The organism is Pseudomonas sp. B6002, from assembly GCF_013385985.1.
In the GTDB taxonomy this organism is placed as follows: domain Bacteria; phylum Pseudomonadota; class Gammaproteobacteria; order Pseudomonadales; family Pseudomonadaceae; genus Aquipseudomonas.
Window position 1 is genome coordinate 43,202 of sequence record NZ_JACAOY010000001.1, and the last position, 14,322, is coordinate 57,523.

Below are 14,322 nucleotides of genomic sequence, written 5' to 3' on the forward strand. Positions count from 1 at the left end.
AGCGGGCGGGGGTGTTGAGTTGTTGTTGCAGGTTCTGCACCTGGCTTTGCAAGGTGGTGATGTTGCGCGTGGTCTGGATGCGGAACACGTCAAACTCCTTGTTGGTCGGCGCGTCGCTGTTGCCCGGCTGGTTGTCCTGGGCACTCTTCAACACCACAAGGTCCTGTTCGAGGCGGGCGATGGCCGCGCTCGGGTTGCCCTGCTTCTTCAGGGCGGCCACGTCGGCGGACAAGTCCTTGATCTCGGTATCACGCTTGCCCGCATCACCTTGCGCGGCTTTCAGCGTCGCTACGGCATCGGTCAGGGCCTGGACCTGCCCTTGCAGCTTGGCGTTGGCGTTCGACAGATCGGTGGTGCTGGCGGTCATCTGCGCCAGGCGCTGGTCCAGCACGGTGGCCTGGCCGGCGACGCCGACCTGCTGCTTGCCCTGTTCCAGCAACTGGCTTTCCAACTGTTTGATCTGCAACTTGAGGGCTTCACTGCCATTGTTCACGCTGGCTTCGCTGGCCACCACCTTGCCGGAAATATCCTGCAGGCGCCCCGCCGCTTCTTCGCTGATGCGCGCGAAACTTTCCTGGGTGGCGACCAGTTGCTGGCCCATCAGAGAGATCTGCTGGAAGCTCCACCAGGCGAGGCCGGCGAAGGCGATCAGCAGAGCGCCGACCAGCGCCCACAGCGGGCCGGTGCTGGCACTCTTGACCTTGACCACCGGCGTCGTGCGCGAACGCACGGAGGTGGCGGGAGTCGGCTCGAAATCATCATCGTCCCCGTGGTCTGCCCGCAGGCTGGGAACATTGTCGAAATCGTCGTTAGCATCGTTACGCATGTATCAACCCTGAATCGGTGAGATGGCTGCCTGGAAAGCCGAGCGACCGGAGTATAAACCGCGCCCGCGCCGCACTGGTCGACCTGAAACCTCGAATTCGGTTCCCGATGTGTTGCCTGATGTGAGCTTACTTGAGCCCAGGATCCTGGGCTTTCCACCAACTGCAGAACTCGTCGAGGGCGGTCCACAGGCTGACCTTGGGCTCGTAGTCCAGATAATGCCTCGCCCGGCTGATGTCGAGGGTGAAATCTTTGTTCATCACCTGCATGCCCAAGCGTGATAACGCCGGCTCCGGACGCCCCGGCCACATCGCGCAGAACGCTTCGTTCAACGCCGCCACACTGTAGGCCAGGCCGTAGGACCGATATCGGGTGACCTGTGGCATGTCCATCTGGCGCATCACGTAGTTCACTACATCCCACACCGGCACCGGCGTGCCATTGCTGATGTTGTAGGCCTTGCCCAAGGCCGAGCCCGTGGCCAGCAAACTGCTGAGCAGCGCCTCGTTCAGGTTGTGCACGCTGGTGAAGTCGACCTTGTTCAAGCCGTCGCCGACGATGGCCAGGCGATTCTTGCGCTGCATCTTCAGCAGGCGCGGGAAAATGCTCATGTCCCCGGCGCCGGTGACAAAGCGCGGGCGCAGGGCAATCACCTCCAGGCCGAACTCCTGGGCGCCAAACACCTTTTGCTCGGCCAGGTACTTGGTGGCAGCGTAAGGATGCTTGAAGCGCTTGGGCACTTGCTCTTCGGTCAGGCCCAGGTGGTCGCGCCCATCAAAGTAGATCGACGGCGACGACAAGTGCACCAGGCGCCCCACCCGTTGTTTCAGGCAGGCTTCGACGACGTTTTCCGTCACCAGCACGTTGCCTTGATGGAAGTCCTGGTATTTGCCCCACAACCCGACGGCACCGGCGCAATGCACCACGGCTTCGACATCGCGGCACAGGTCGCGCACCAGGTCGGCGTCATTCAGGTCACCCTGGATAAACTCGGCGCCGCGCCGTATCAGGTGCTCCACACCTTCGGCACGTCGCCCGTTGACCCGTACGTCCAGGCCCTGCTCCAGGGCGAAACGCGCAAAGCGCCCGCCAATGAAGCCGCTTGCGCCGGTGACCAGAATTTTCATGTATTACCCCGTGCTCTTTCGTTTTTCATCGCTGTTGCCTTGACGCCCGCTGTCACGCCAACGGCACCAGCCATTGGCCACACGCCTGGGCCAGATGGTCGGTCAACAAGCCCAACAATTGCCCGCCACTGCGCCAATGATGCCAGTACAGCGGCACATCGATGGGCTTATCTGGCAATAACTCCAGTAAAACGCCCTTTTCCAGTTGGTCACGTACCTGCAATTCGGGCACCAGGCCCCAGCCGAGACCGGCTTCTGTCAGGCGGATAAACCCTTCCGACGAGGGGCACAAATGGTGTTCAAAACCACCGTCCACCCCCAAGGAAGCCAGGTAGCGGTGTTGCAGGAAATCATCCGGGCCGAACACCAGCGCCGGAGTCCGGGCCAACTGATCCGCGCGCACACCGTTTGGGAAATGCCGCGCAATAAAGGCCGGACTGGCCAGCGCCCGATAGCGCATGGCACCGAGCAACAGGCTACGGGCACCGGCCACCGGGCGCTCGCTGGCGCAGATACAGGCCGCCACTTCACCGGCACGCATGCGCTTGAGGCCCACGGTCTGGTCCTCCACCACCAGGTCCAGCAACAAGTGCTGCTCGGCGCAAAAGCCACTGACCGCTTCGGCCCACCAGGTGGCGAGGCTGTCGGCATTCAGGGCGATGCGCAGGCGCTCGGGCATACCCTCTTCGTCCAGCGCCGGCACCTGGCTTTGCAGGTCACGCTCCAACAGCCGTACCTGTTGCACATGGTTGAGCAGGCGGCGGCCGATATCGGTGGGCGTCGGCGGCGTAGCGCGCACCAGCACAGGTTGACCGATACGGGCTTCCAGCAACTTGATGCGCTGGGAGATCGCCGATTGCGACAGCCCCAACACCTGGGCGCCACGCTCGAAACCGGCCTGTTCCACGATCGCCGCCAGGGCGGAAAGCAATTTATAGTCGAACATCAGTTTCTCTAATGAGCGATCAGCAATATTGGTTTTTCTTATACAGCGTAGTCCGTGAGAATGACCAGCATTGCTTCTCTCTACTTCAAGGAACTTCACATGGCTGGCGAAACCGCCCTGGCAACCCTGCTGCGCAGCATGAGCCCGCAACTCAATGACGGTGACTACGTGTTCTGCACCCTGCCCGACAACCGTATCCCGCCAGGGTGCGAGGCGATCGGCAGCTTTCGAGAACAGGAAGGCCTGACGCTGATTGTCGAGCGCCAACAAGCAGAAGACGCCGGGCTGAGCTTCGACTACGTCGCTGCCTGGATCACCCTGAATGTGCATTCAGCCCTTGAAGCCGTTGGCCTGACGGCCGCGTTTGCCAGCGCCTTGGGTAAGGCCGGCATCAGTTGCAACGTGATCGCCGGTTTCTACCACGACCACCTGTTTGTCGGCCGCGCCGATGCCGAGCGCGCCATGGGCGTGCTGCGGCAACTGGCAGCAGACGCGGAGTAACTCACTATGTGGCAAAGCTACCTGAACGGGCTGTTGGTGGCCCTGGGCCTGATCATGGCCATCGGCACACAGAACGCATTTGTGCTGGCGCAAAGCCTGCGCCGTGAGCACCACTTGCCCGTGGCGGCGCTGTGCGTGGTATGCGATGCGTTGCTGGTGGCTGCGGGCGTGTTCGGCCTGGCCACGGTGCTGGCACAGAACCCACTGTTGCTGGCAGTTGCGCGCTGGGGCGGCGCGGCGTTCCTGCTGTGGTACGGCACCCTGGCATTGCGCCGGGCGTTTTCCAAACAAAGCCTTGAACAAGGCGATAACCTAAAGGTGCGCTCATTGCGTGCCGTGTTGCTCAGCGCCCTGGCCGTGACGTTGCTCAATCCTCACGTGTACCTGGACACCGTGCTGCTGATCGGCTCGCTGGGCGCGCAACAAACCGAACCCGGCGCTTATGTCGCGGGGGCGGCCAGCGCGTCGTTCCTGTGGTTCGCCACCCTGGCGCTCGGCGCTGCGTGGCTGGCGCCCTGGTTGGCACGCCCCGCAACGTGGCGTCTGCTGGACCTGCTGGTGGCGGCGATGATGTTCAGCGTGGCTTATCAATTGATTGCCGCGTAGCGAATATTCCAAAACGCTCTGGAACCTCTATCCCACACAGTTGTTGCGTGGTTTTGCCGCACCCCCGGTGCTATGATCCGGACCCTGCGCCGCAAAGAGTACAAACTCCCCGGCGCTTGTTTGGCCGCCCGTGATCGGCCTTGCGCTCACCGCAACTGACCTGATTAGGAGAATCATCATGGCTTTCGAATTGCCGCCGCTGCCCTACGCACACGATGCCCTGCAGCCGCACATTTCCAAGGAAACCTTGGAATACCACCACGACAAGCACCACAACACCTATGTCGTGAACCTGAACAACCTGGTGCCTGGCACCGAGTTCGAAGGCAAGACCCTGGAAGAGATCGTCAAATCCTCCTCGGGCGGCATCTTCAACAACGCCGCTCAGGTCTGGAACCACACCTTCTACTGGAACTGCCTGGCGCCAAACGCCGGTGGCCAACCTACCGGCGCGCTGGCTGAAGCCATCAACGCTGCGTTCGGTTCGTTCGACAAGTTCAAGGAAGAGTTCACCAAGACGTCCGTCGGTACCTTCGGTTCCGGTTGGGGCTGGCTGGTGAAAAAGGCTGACGGTTCCCTGGCCCTGGCCAGCACCATCGGCGCCGGCAACCCGCTGACCAGCGGCGACACCCCGCTGCTGACCTGCGACGTCTGGGAACACGCCTACTACATCGACTACCGCAACGTGCGTCCAAAGTATGTGGAAGCGTTCTGGAACCTGGTCAACTGGAAGTTCGTGGCTGAGCAGTTCGAAGGCAAAACCTTCACTGCCTAAGCAACCCTTGCAGTAAAAAAAGCCCGGTGATTGCCGGGCTTTTTTGTGGGCGATGGAACCAGAGCCACGACACGAACCACGCAGGGAGGGAGAGGAATTGACCTCTACTACCTGTCGGAGAATTCAATATGTCCATTGCAGCAGCCGCCGCAGCAACAGCCGCTATTCCACTGGTTGGCGATCTCGTGAAAGCGGCACTTCCCGTCGCGGGCGAAGTTGTCAAAGCGGCCTCAGCGCTCCTTCAACCCTTCGCCGATGGGGCGGCAAAAAAGATTTTCGGCGAAGACACTTCAGACGCTAACCAGTCTGGAACCATCAACTTTGCGACCACTGTCGATAAAAAGATCACTTTCGACCTTCCCAAGTCGGCGTAACCGTCCACTTGATTGAGGCGCCGCCCATCAGCGGTCAGGTCTCTTCAGGCAGGCGGGTGTCAATCCGCCTTGCCCTTCCCTCATTGCCTCCCCCGCCAGATCATCTTTAACCCGCCTTTGCCCCAATGTTCCTTTGACTGCCATCACGAGATTGCCAATACTCATGGCATATTGAGGCTACCCGCATGGAACAAGGAATGACCCTTTGAAGCTGGAACTCAAAAACAGCTTGTCGGTGAAGTTGCTACGGGTTGTGCTGCTGTCGGCATTGATCGTGGGCGTGGCACTGAGTGCGGCGCAGATCGTTTTCGATGCCTACAAGACGCGCCAGGCCGTGGCCGGTGATGCCCAGCGTATCCTCGACATGTTTCGCGACCCCTCGACCCAGGCTGTCTACAGCCTGGACCGCGAGATGGGCATGCAAGTGATCGAAGGCCTGTTCCAGGACGATGCCGTGCGCATGGCCTCTATCGGTCATCCCAACGAAACCATGCTCGCCGAAAAAAGCCGCGCACTTCAGCAATCGCCCTCTCGCTGGCTGACCGACCTGATTCTTGGCCAGGAACGCACCTTCACCACCTCACTGGTCGGCAAAGGCCCCTACAGCGAGTATTACGGCGACCTGAGCATCACCCTGGACACCGCCACTTACGGCAAGGGCTTTCTGGTCAGTTCGGTGATCATCTTCATTTCTGGCGTGCTGCGCGCCTTGGCCATGGGCCTGGTGCTGTACCTGGTCTATCACTGGCTGCTGACCAAGCCGTTGTCGCGGATTATCGAACACCTGACCTCGATCAACCCGGACCGGCCCAGCGAACACAAGATCCCGCTGCTCAAAGGCCATGAACGCAACGAGCTGGGGCTGTGGATAAACACCGCCAACCAGTTGCTCGAATCCATCGAACGCAACACTCATTTGCGCCATGAGGCCGAAACCAGCCTGCTGCGCATGGCCCAGTACGACTTTCTCACCGGTTTGCCGAACCGCCAGAAATTGCAGGAGCAACTGGACAAGATCCTGATCGACGCCGGCCGCCGTCAGCGTCGCGTGGCGGTGTTGTGCGTGGGCCTGGATGACTTCAAAAGCGTCAACGAACAGTTCACCTACCAGGCCGGTGACAAACTGCTGCTGGCCCTGGCTGACCGTCTGCGCGCCCACAGTGGCCGCCTGGGTGCCCTCGCCCGCTTGGGCGGTGACCAATTTGCGCTGGTGCAGGCCGATATCGACCAGCCCTACGAAGCCGCCGAACTGGCGCAAAGCATCCTCGATGACCTGGAAGCCGAGTTCGCCCTGGAGCACGAGCAGATTCGCCTGCGCGCCACCATCGGCATCACCTTGTTCCCCGAAGACGGCGACAGCACCGAGAAGCTGCTGCAAAAAGCCGAACAGACCATGACCCTGGCCAAGAGCCGCTCGCGCAACCGCTATCAGTTCTACATCGCCAGCGTCGACAGCGAAATGCGCCGGCGCCGGGAGCTGGAAAAAGACCTGCGCGAGGCCCTGAACCGCGAGCAATTCCACTTGGTGTACCAACCACAGATCAGCTACCGCGACCATCGCGTGGTGGGCGTGGAAGCGCTGATTCGCTGGCAGCACCCGGAGCACGGCCTGGTGCCGCCCGACTTGTTCATTCCGTTGGCGGAACAGAACGGCACCATTATTCCGATCGGCGAGTGGGTGTTGGACCAGGCTTGCCGGCAGTTGCGCGAATGGCATGACCTGGGCTTCACCGACCTGCGCATGGCGGTCAACCTGTCCACGGTGCAACTGCACCACACCGAGCTGCCGCGGGTGGTCAACAACCTGATGCAGATCTACCGCCTGCCACCGCGCAGCCTGGAGCTGGAAGTCACCGAGACCGGCCTGATGGAAGACATCAGCACCGCCGCCCAACACTTGCTGAGTCTGCGTCGCTCCGGGGCGCTGATCGCCATCGATGACTTCGGCACCGGCTATTCGTCGCTGAGTTACCTCAAGAGCCTGCCGCTGGACAAGATCAAGATCGACAAGAGCTTCGTGCAAGATCTGCTCGATGACGACGACGATGCGACCATCGTGCGCGCCATCATCCAACTGGGCAAAAGCCTGGGCATGCAGGTGATCGCCGAAGGGGTGGAAACCGCCGAACAAGAGGCCTACATCATTTCCGAAGGCTGCCACGAAGGTCAGGGCTACCACTACAGCAAACCGCTGCAGGCCCGGGAGCTGGCGGCCTTCCTGAAGCAGTCCGAGCGCAACAACGCGGCGATTCTCTGAAACAGCAAAACGATACTAAATATTTCCCTCGCATAAACCTTTACACAAAATGCAAATCTTTCGCATTATGTCGCAGTTTTTGCGCTCCCCCGCGCGCCCTATCAACAACCGAAGCAGGATGTTCGCCATGATTCGTATGCCCCTGGCCACCGCCAGTCTGCTGGCCATTGCCATTTCTCTCGCCGGTTGCGGCGAAGGTAAAGACAAGGCCGCCGCAAACCAGGCGCCGACCCCGGCTGCCAGCACTACCGCTCCAGCGGCTGCCACCCCAGCAGGCCAGGTCGACGAAACGGCCGCCAAAGCCGTGGTCGCGCATTACGCTGACATGGTATTCGCGGTGTACAGCGACGCCGAGTCCACTGCAAAAACCCTGCAAACCGCCATCGACACCTTCCTGGCCAACCCGAACGACGAAACCCTGAAAGCAGCCCGTACTGCCTGGGTCGCCGCGCGCGTGCCATACCTGCAGAGCGAAGTGTTCCGCTTCGGCAACACCATCATCGACGACTGGGAAGGCCAAGTGAACGCCTGGCCCCTGGACGAAGGCCTGATCGACTACGTCGACAAATCCTACGAGCACGCCCTGGGCAACCCGGGCGCCAACGCCAACATCATCGCCAACACCGAGATCCAGGTCGGCGAAGACAAGGTCGACGTCAAGGACATCACCCCGGAAAAACTCGCCAGCCTCAATGAGCTGGGCGGTTCCGAAGCCAACGTTGCCACCGGCTACCACGCCATCGAATTCCTGCTCTGGGGCCAGGACCTCAACGGCACCGGCCCTGGCGCGGGCAACCGCCCTGCCTCCGACTACCTGACCGGCGACGGCGCCACGGGCGGCAACAACGAGCGTCGCCGCACTTACCTGCGCGCCGTGACCCAACTGCTGGTGAGCGACCTGGAAGAAATGGTCGGCAACTGGAAACCCAACGTCGAAGACAACTACCGCGCCACCCTGGAGGCAGAACCTGCCACCGACGGCCTGCGCAAAATGCTGTTCGGCATGGGCAGCCTGTCCCTGGGCGAACTGGCCGGTGAGCGCATGAAGGTTTCCCTGGAAGCCAACTCGCCAGAAGACGAGCAAGACTGCTTCAGCGACAACACCCACAACTCGCACTTCTACGACGCCAAGGGCATCCGCAACGTCTACCTGGGCGAGTACACCCGTGTCGACGGCACCAAGATGACCGGCGCCAGCCTGTCGTCCCTGGTGGCCAAGGCCGACCCGGCTGCCGACAGCGCGCTCAAGGCCGACCTGGCGTCGACCGAAGCGAAGATCCAGGTCATGGTTGACCACGCCAACAAAGGCGAGCACTACGATCAGTTGATCGCTGCCGGTAACGACCAGGGCAACCAGATCGTGCGCGACGCCATCGCCGCACTGGTCAAGCAGACCGGTTCGATCGAAGCCGCCGCTGGCAAGCTGGGTATCAGCGACCTGAATCCGGACAACGCTGATCACGAGTTCTGATTCGTGCGGTGTTGAGAGAGGCGACCTTCGGGTCGCCTTTTTTATGCGCGCACTCTCAGCCACCCCATACTCCTGTGGGAGCTGGCTTGCCTGCGATAGCGGCGTATCAGTTAATGAAGATGTTGCTGACCCACTGCTATCGCAGGCAAGCCAGCTCCCACAGTTGATCTACGTTGCTCCCAAGCCCCGGTTTACATGCTCTGCACCCCGGGTAGAATGGCGCCTCTGCCCAATCACCCGAGCACATTTCATGGCGTTGCCGACCCTACGCATCATCGGTTTCATCATCGGCATCTTCCTGATCACCCTTGCGATCGCCATGGTCGTCCCGATGGCCACCTTGGTGATCTTCGAACGCACACAAGACCTGCCCTCGTTCCTGTGGGCCAGCATGATCACCTTTATCGCCGGCCTGGCCCTGGTCATTCCCGGCCGCCCCGAGCATGTGCACCTGCGTCCCCGGGACATGTACCTGCTCACCGTCACCAGTTGGGTGGTGGTGTGCGTGTTTGCCGCCCTGCCGTTTTTGCTGACCCAGCACATCAGCTACACCGACTCGTTTTTTGAAAGCATGTCCGGCATCACCGCCACCGGTTCCACGGTGCTGAGCGGGCTGGACAGCATGTCCCCGGGCATCTTGATGTGGCGCTCGCTGCTGCACTGGCTCGGCGGCATCGGTTTTATCGGCATGGCGGTGGCGATCCTGCCGCTGCTGCGCATCGGTGGCATGCGCCTGTTCCAGACCGAGTCCTCGGACCGCTCGGAAAAGGTCATGCCCCGCTCACACATGGTGGCGCGGCTGATCGTGGCGACGTATGTGGGCATCACGATCCTCGGCAGCCTGGCGTTCTGGTGGGCCGGCATGGGCCTGTTCGACGCGATCAACCACGCGATGTCAGCCATTTCCACCGGGGGTTTTTCCACCTCCGATGAATCCCTGGCCCACTGGAAACAACCTGCCGTGCACTGGGTGGCGGTGGTGGTGATGATCCTCGGCAGCCTGCCGTTCACCCTGTATGTGGCCACGCTGCGCGGCAACCGTCGGGCACTGATCAAGGATCAGCAGGTACAAGGCTTGCTCGGCCTGTTGATCGTGACCTGGCTGGTGCTCGGCACCTGGTACTGGTGGACCACCGACCTGCACTGGCTGGACGCGCTGCGGCATGTGGCGGTGAACGTCACGTCCGTGGTCACCACGACCGGCTTTGCGCTGGGGGACTACAGCATCTGGGGCAACTTCTCACTGATGCTGTTCTTCTACCTGGGCTTTGTCGGCGGCTGTTCCGGCTCTACGGCGGGCGGCATCAAGATCTTCCGGTTCCAGGTCGCCTATATCCTGCTCAAGGCCAACTTGAACCAGCTGATTCACCCGCGCGCGGTGATCAAGCAGAAGTACAACGGCCACCGCCTCGATGAAGAAATCGTACGCTCGATCCTGACCTTTTCGTTCTTCTTCGCCATCACCATCTGCGCCATTGCGCTGGCCTTGTCGCTGCTCGGGCTGGACTGGATGACCGCGTTGACCGGCGCCGCCAGCACTGTGTCCGGCGTGGGCCCGGGCCTGGGCGAGACCATCGGCCCGGCCGGCAACTTCGCCAGCCTGCCGGATGCGGCCAAGTGGATCCTGTCGTTCGGCATGCTGCTGGGGCGGCTGGAGATCATTACAGTCTTTGTTCTGTGCATTCCGGCGTTCTGGCGTCACTGACCGTCGAGGCTTCCAGCAAACGCGCCCGGTATTCGCCGGGCGTGGCGTCGAACCAGCGGCGAAACGCGCGGAAGAAATTGCTCGGGTCGGCAAACCCCAGCAGGTAGGCGATTTCCAACAGGGTCATGCTCGGTTGCGCCAGGTACTGCTCCGCCAGTTCGCGACGGGTATCGTCGAGCAACGCCTGGAAACTGGTGCCTTCCTCCTGCAAACGCCGCTGCAACGTGCGCTGGGACAGGTGCAGGGTCTGGGCGACCACCTCACGCTTGGGCTCGCCCTGGGGCAACAGGCGGCACAGTACCTGCCGCGCCTTGTGGGTCACGCGGCTTTCCGAAAAACGCGCCAGGTATTCACCGGCAAACCGATCATGCAACAGCGCCATGGCCTCGTTGGCCGTGGGCAGCGGCGCGTCCATGTCGGCCCGCTCGAAAATCAACGCGTCATAGGGTGCGTTGAATTCCAGGGGGGCGTGGAAGGCTTGTTTATAGGGCGCCAGGTCCACCGGCTGATCGCCTTGCAACAGCACCTTGCGCGGCTGCAGGGTACGTCCGGTCAACCAGCCGCAGAGCGCCAGGGCGCTGGCCAGCGAGGCCTCGGCGCTTTGTCGGGTGGGCGGCAAGTGGTCACCATGCACCGTCAGAATCAGCGCATAGCCTTCGGGCAACAGTCGGAAACTCAGGTCGGCACTTTCAGCGATGATCCGCTGGTAGCGCACCAGGCGCATAAAGCCTTCGGCCAGCGTGTTGCTGGACATCAGCGCATAACCGGCCACATGAAAGGATGCAGGGCGCACCACCTTGCCCATGTTCAAGCCTATCGCCGGGTTGCCCGACAGCTCGACCGCCCGCTGCCAGAGCCGGGTCATGGAGTCTTGTGGAAAACGCGCATCAGGGTCACTGAGGGCGGCATAGTCCAGGCCCAATTGCTTGAACAAGGCACGGCAGTCCAGGCCGTCCATTTCCAACGCCTTGACTATCCCCATCGCCCAGCTTGCAGAAGTTGTTCGTTCGCTCATGGCGTCTTCTTAAAAAAGCAGGCTTAAACGGCAGCCAGGAAGCCAAGGATACTAAAGTGGCATCTATTGTCACTGGCTGTTACCACTGATCACTCTAGACTCAAATAAGCTCCCCGCCGAACATCTGTTGGGCACCACAATAACGAGAGGGCCGGCTACAGTGGAAAATGTCAGACAATTCAATAGCTTCGCTGAGTTCTACCCGTATTACCTGAGCGAACACAGCAACAGCACCTGTCGGCGCCTGCACTTTATCGGCACCACGCTGGTGATTGGCATCCTGGCCTATGCCATCGGCAGAGGTTCATTGGGCCTACTGATCGCCTTGCCGATAGCCGGTTACAGCTTTGCCTGGGTCGGCCATTTCTTCTTCGAAAAAAACCGCCCGGCGACCTTCCAGCACCCGTTCTACAGCCTGTTGGGGGATTTTGTGATGTACCGCGACATGATCCTGGGCAAGGTGCCGTTCTAGCCCCGCGACCGTTTTAAGCGTGAAAGTTCGTACATCCGTCGAGATAAAAATCTTTTTGTCATTTTAGGTGCTGTATCCTGCCAAGGCTTTTTGAGAGCGCGGAATCACCTGCGATTGATAAAACAGACCTTGCGAGGAGCGACGACGATGCACGAGATACCTAATCTCCCCTTCCCAAGCCTGCACCCAACCGAGCAGCCAACACCGCAGCAGGCCAGCAACAAGCAGCCTGAGGCCAAAGAAGCAAAACCAGTCGACAGCAAACGCCAAGACTGACGCCGTAACAGACCGTGTGGAAAGCGCAACTTTGAGCGCTTTCCACACTGCCTGAAGACTTTGGATACCGCGATGACCGACACCCTCCCCGACTCTCCCGACGCCGCCGTACTCGACGCTGCCCTGCAGATGGTCGACGTGTGGAACCGTCTGAGCGCCGACAAACAGGCTTTGCTGCTCAAGCGCTTCGGCACCCAGGAAAACGCCCTGGCCGCCCTGGTGACCACCCAGCTGTTGGCCCCTGCCCAGCCTTGACGTCTTTTTGAGCTGACGTTTTTTGCTTTTGCCGCCCTGCGCAGGCCAAAGCACCGGTATCATTAGCAGCCTATCTTTACCTGCTGCGACAGTGGACCTTTCCCATGCCCGATACCCAACGCCCCATGGCGGTCACGCTGCAAGTCGTTTCCATCGTGTTGTTTACCTTTATCGGCTACCTGAATATCGGCATTCCCCTCGCCGTATTGCCGGGCTATGTGCACAGTGAACTGGGCTATGGCGCGGTAATCGCCGGCCTGGTGATCAGCGTGCAATACCTGGCCACCCTGCTGAGCCGGCCGTATGCGGGCAAAATCATCGACAACCTGGGCAGCAAGCGCGCGGTGCTGATCGGCTTGGCCGGTTGCGGCCTGAGCGGCGTGTTCATGCTGCTCGCGGCGTTCTTTTCCAGCCTGCCCGCCTTTAGCCTGGGCGCTCTGCTGATCGGTCGCCTGGTGCTGGGCAGTGCCGAAAGCCTGGTAGGTTCCGGCGCCATCGGCTGGGGCATTGGCCGCGTCGGTGCGGCGAATACCGCCAAGGTCATCTCCTGGAACGGCATCGCCAGCTACGGCGCGCTGGCCGTCGGCGCACCGCTGGGCGTGGTGCTGGTCAGGAACTTCGGGCTGTGGAGCATGGGCGTCAGCATTATCCTGCTGGCGGTCGTGGGCCTGATGCTGGCCTGGAATAAAGTCGCCGCCCCCATCGTTGCCGGCGTGCGCCTGCCGTTCATGAATGTGCTGGGCCGGGTATTGCCCCACGGCTGCGCCCTGGCCTTGGGTTCGATCGGTTTTGGCACCATCGCCACCTTTATCACCCTGTATTACACCACCCAGCATTGGGATAACGCGGTATGGGCCTTGAGCCTGTTCGGCGCCAGTTTTATCGGTGCACGCCTGCTGTTTGGCAATTTGATCAACCGGATTGGCGGCTTTCGCGTGGCCATCGCCTGCCTGTCGGTGGAGGTCCTTGGCCTGCTGTTGCTGTGGCTGGCGCCGGACGCCAACCTGGCCCTGGCCGGTGCGGCGTTGAGCGGGTTCGGCTTTTCCCTGGTGTTTCCGTCCCTGGGTGTGGAGGCGGTCAACCTGGTGCCAGCGTCCAGCCGGGGTTCGGCCGTGGGGGCTTATTCGTTGTTTATCGACTTGTCCCTGGGCATCACTGGCCCTCTGGCGGGCGCCGTGGCGGCAGGCTTTGGCTTTGCATCGATCTTCCTGTTCGCCGCCCTGGCCGCCTGCGGTGGGTTGCTGCTCAGCGTTTACCTGTACCGCCAGGCCCCCAAAGCCCGCGAGGCCCGCGACGCCTAGAAGTCGACCTTGCCGCGCCCGGCCTTGATCGTGCCGCGCTTGGTCTTGGATTCCAGGCGGCGCTTTTTCGAGCCCAGGGTCGGTTTGGTCGGGCGGCGCTTCTTTTCCACCTTGGTGGCGCTGAGGATCAGTTCCACCAAACGCTCCAATGCATCCGCGCGATTCTGCTCCTGGGTCCGGTATTGCTGGGCCTTGAGCACCAGCACGCCTTCACTGGTAATGCGGCTGTCCCGCAGCGCGAGCAAGCGCTCCTTGTAGAACGCCGGCAGCGACGAGGCTGGAATATCAAAGCGCAGATGCACCGCGCTCGACACCTTGTTGACGTTCTGCCCACCGGCGCCCTGGGCGCGGATGGCGGTCAGCTCGATCTCGGCATCGGGCAAGTGCACATTATTGGAAATGACCAGCATCACTGA

Annotated in this window: 15 protein-coding genes; 10 read left to right on the top strand and 5 right to left on the bottom strand. The window is 61.3% G+C overall.

The window, feature by feature from the left end; genetic code table 11:
- From HX792_RS00215 to HX792_RS00225, 3 genes are all read right to left on the bottom strand, one after another.
- Positions 1-826 (bottom strand): ATPase (locus HX792_RS00215; protein ID WP_176994253.1); only part of this gene is annotated, 826 nt, incomplete at its 3' end.
- Positions 827-953: 127 nt separating this feature from the next.
- The gene (locus HX792_RS00220; protein ID WP_176994254.1) at positions 954-1,952 is read right to left on the bottom strand and encodes an NAD(P)-dependent oxidoreductase; all 999 of its coding nucleotides are present in this window, start codon (positions 1,950-1,952) and stop codon (positions 954-956) included.
- A 52-nt stretch (positions 1,953-2,004) separates the two neighbouring features.
- Positions 2,005-2,898, bottom strand: a complete 894-nt coding sequence (locus HX792_RS00225; protein WP_176994255.1) for a LysR family transcriptional regulator ArgP — start codon at positions 2,896-2,898, stop codon at positions 2,005-2,007.
- Positions 2,899-2,997: 99 nt separating this feature from the next.
- On the opposite strand from HX792_RS00225, the gene HX792_RS00230 reads away from it, so the two are divergent.
- The 7 genes from HX792_RS00230 to HX792_RS00260 all read left to right on the top strand — a co-directional run bounded on the left by HX792_RS00230 (position 2,998) and on the right by HX792_RS00260 (position 10,587).
- On the top strand, positions 2,998-3,399 hold the full coding sequence (locus HX792_RS00230) for an ACT domain-containing protein (RefSeq protein ID WP_176994256.1): 402 nt from the start codon (positions 2,998-3,000) through the stop codon (positions 3,397-3,399).
- A 6-nt stretch (positions 3,400-3,405) separates the two neighbouring features.
- Positions 3,406-4,005, top strand: a complete 600-nt coding sequence (locus tag HX792_RS00235) for a LysE/ArgO family amino acid transporter (protein ID WP_176994257.1) — start codon at positions 3,406-3,408, stop codon at positions 4,003-4,005.
- Positions 4,006-4,183: 178 nt separating this feature from the next.
- The gene (locus HX792_RS00240; protein WP_003212997.1) at positions 4,184-4,780 is read left to right on the top strand and encodes a superoxide dismutase; all 597 of its coding nucleotides are present in this window, start codon (positions 4,184-4,186) and stop codon (positions 4,778-4,780) included.
- Positions 4,781-4,908: 128 nt separating this feature from the next.
- Positions 4,909-5,154: a hypothetical protein gene (locus HX792_RS00245; RefSeq protein WP_176994258.1), complete on the top strand. Its 246-nt coding sequence runs from the start codon at positions 4,909-4,911 to the stop codon at positions 5,152-5,154.
- 205 nt (positions 5,155-5,359) lie between these two features.
- The gene (locus HX792_RS00250) at positions 5,360-7,411 is read left to right on the top strand and encodes a bifunctional diguanylate cyclase/phosphodiesterase (protein WP_176994259.1); all 2,052 of its coding nucleotides are present in this window, start codon (positions 5,360-5,362) and stop codon (positions 7,409-7,411) included.
- A 127-nt stretch (positions 7,412-7,538) separates the two neighbouring features.
- Positions 7,539-8,882, top strand: coding sequence for an imelysin family protein (locus HX792_RS00255; protein ID WP_176994260.1), 1,344 nt, complete (start codon positions 7,539-7,541; stop codon positions 8,880-8,882).
- 250 nt (positions 8,883-9,132) lie between these two features.
- Entirely contained in the window at positions 9,133-10,587 is a 1,455-nt protein-coding gene (locus HX792_RS00260) for a TrkH family potassium uptake protein (RefSeq protein ID WP_176994261.1), read from the top strand.
- On the opposite strand, the gene HX792_RS00265 is transcribed toward HX792_RS00260, so the two are convergent.
- On the bottom strand, positions 10,544-11,602 hold the full coding sequence (locus tag HX792_RS00265) for an AraC family transcriptional regulator (RefSeq protein WP_176994262.1): 1,059 nt from the start codon (positions 11,600-11,602) through the stop codon (positions 10,544-10,546). The genes HX792_RS00260 and HX792_RS00265 overlap by 44 nt on opposite strands.
- A gap of 160 nt (positions 11,603-11,762) precedes the next feature.
- Here HX792_RS00265 and HX792_RS00270 point away from each other — a divergent pair, with 160 nt between their 5' ends.
- The 3 genes from HX792_RS00270 (at position 11,763) to HX792_RS00280 (ending at position 13,906) form a co-directional block, all read left to right on the top strand.
- Entirely contained in the window at positions 11,763-12,074 is a 312-nt protein-coding gene (locus HX792_RS00270) for a DUF962 domain-containing protein (protein ID WP_176994263.1), read from the top strand.
- Between the two features lie 348 nt (positions 12,075-12,422).
- Positions 12,423-12,605 carry a hypothetical protein gene (locus HX792_RS00275; RefSeq protein WP_176994264.1) on the top strand — a complete coding sequence of 61 codons (183 nt, stop codon included), beginning with the start codon at positions 12,423-12,425 and terminating at the stop codon, positions 12,603-12,605.
- Between the two features lie 104 nt (positions 12,606-12,709).
- Positions 12,710-13,906, top strand: coding sequence for an MFS transporter (locus tag HX792_RS00280; RefSeq protein WP_176994265.1), 1,197 nt, complete (start codon positions 12,710-12,712; stop codon positions 13,904-13,906).
- Here the strand turns inward: HX792_RS00280 and arfB are convergent.
- Positions 13,903-14,316: an alternative ribosome rescue aminoacyl-tRNA hydrolase ArfB gene (gene arfB / locus HX792_RS00285; RefSeq protein ID WP_176994266.1), complete on the bottom strand. Its 414-nt coding sequence runs from the start codon at positions 14,314-14,316 to the stop codon at positions 13,903-13,905. The genes HX792_RS00280 and arfB overlap by 4 nt on opposite strands.
- Positions 14,317-14,322: the final 6 nt, after the last annotated feature.

Coding starts and splice junctions, on each gene's coding strand:
- HX792_RS00220 (WP_176994254.1), bottom strand. CDS start 1,952: ATGAAAATTCTGGTCACCGGCGCAAGCGGCTTCATTGGCGGGCGCTTT.
- HX792_RS00225 (WP_176994255.1), bottom strand. CDS start 2,898: ATGTTCGACTATAAATTGCTTTCCGCCCTGGCGGCGATCGTGGAACAG.
- HX792_RS00230 (WP_176994256.1), top strand. CDS start 2,998: ATGGCTGGCGAAACCGCCCTGGCAACCCTGCTGCGCAGCATGAGCCCG.
- HX792_RS00235 (WP_176994257.1), top strand. CDS start 3,406: ATGTGGCAAAGCTACCTGAACGGGCTGTTGGTGGCCCTGGGCCTGATC.
- HX792_RS00240 (WP_003212997.1), top strand. CDS start 4,184: ATGGCTTTCGAATTGCCGCCGCTGCCCTACGCACACGATGCCCTGCAG.
- HX792_RS00245 (WP_176994258.1), top strand. CDS start 4,909: ATGTCCATTGCAGCAGCCGCCGCAGCAACAGCCGCTATTCCACTGGTT.
- HX792_RS00255 (WP_176994260.1), top strand. CDS start 7,539: ATGATTCGTATGCCCCTGGCCACCGCCAGTCTGCTGGCCATTGCCATT.
- HX792_RS00260 (WP_176994261.1), top strand. CDS start 9,133: ATGGCGTTGCCGACCCTACGCATCATCGGTTTCATCATCGGCATCTTC.
- HX792_RS00265 (WP_176994262.1), bottom strand. CDS start 11,602: ATGAGCGAACGAACAACTTCTGCAAGCTGGGCGATGGGGATAGTCAAG.
- HX792_RS00275 (WP_176994264.1), top strand. CDS start 12,423: ATGACCGACACCCTCCCCGACTCTCCCGACGCCGCCGTACTCGACGCT.
- HX792_RS00280 (WP_176994265.1), top strand. CDS start 12,710: ATGCCCGATACCCAACGCCCCATGGCGGTCACGCTGCAAGTCGTTTCC.
- arfB (WP_176994266.1), bottom strand. CDS start 14,316: ATGCTGGTCATTTCCAATAATGTGCACTTGCCCGATGCCGAGATCGAG.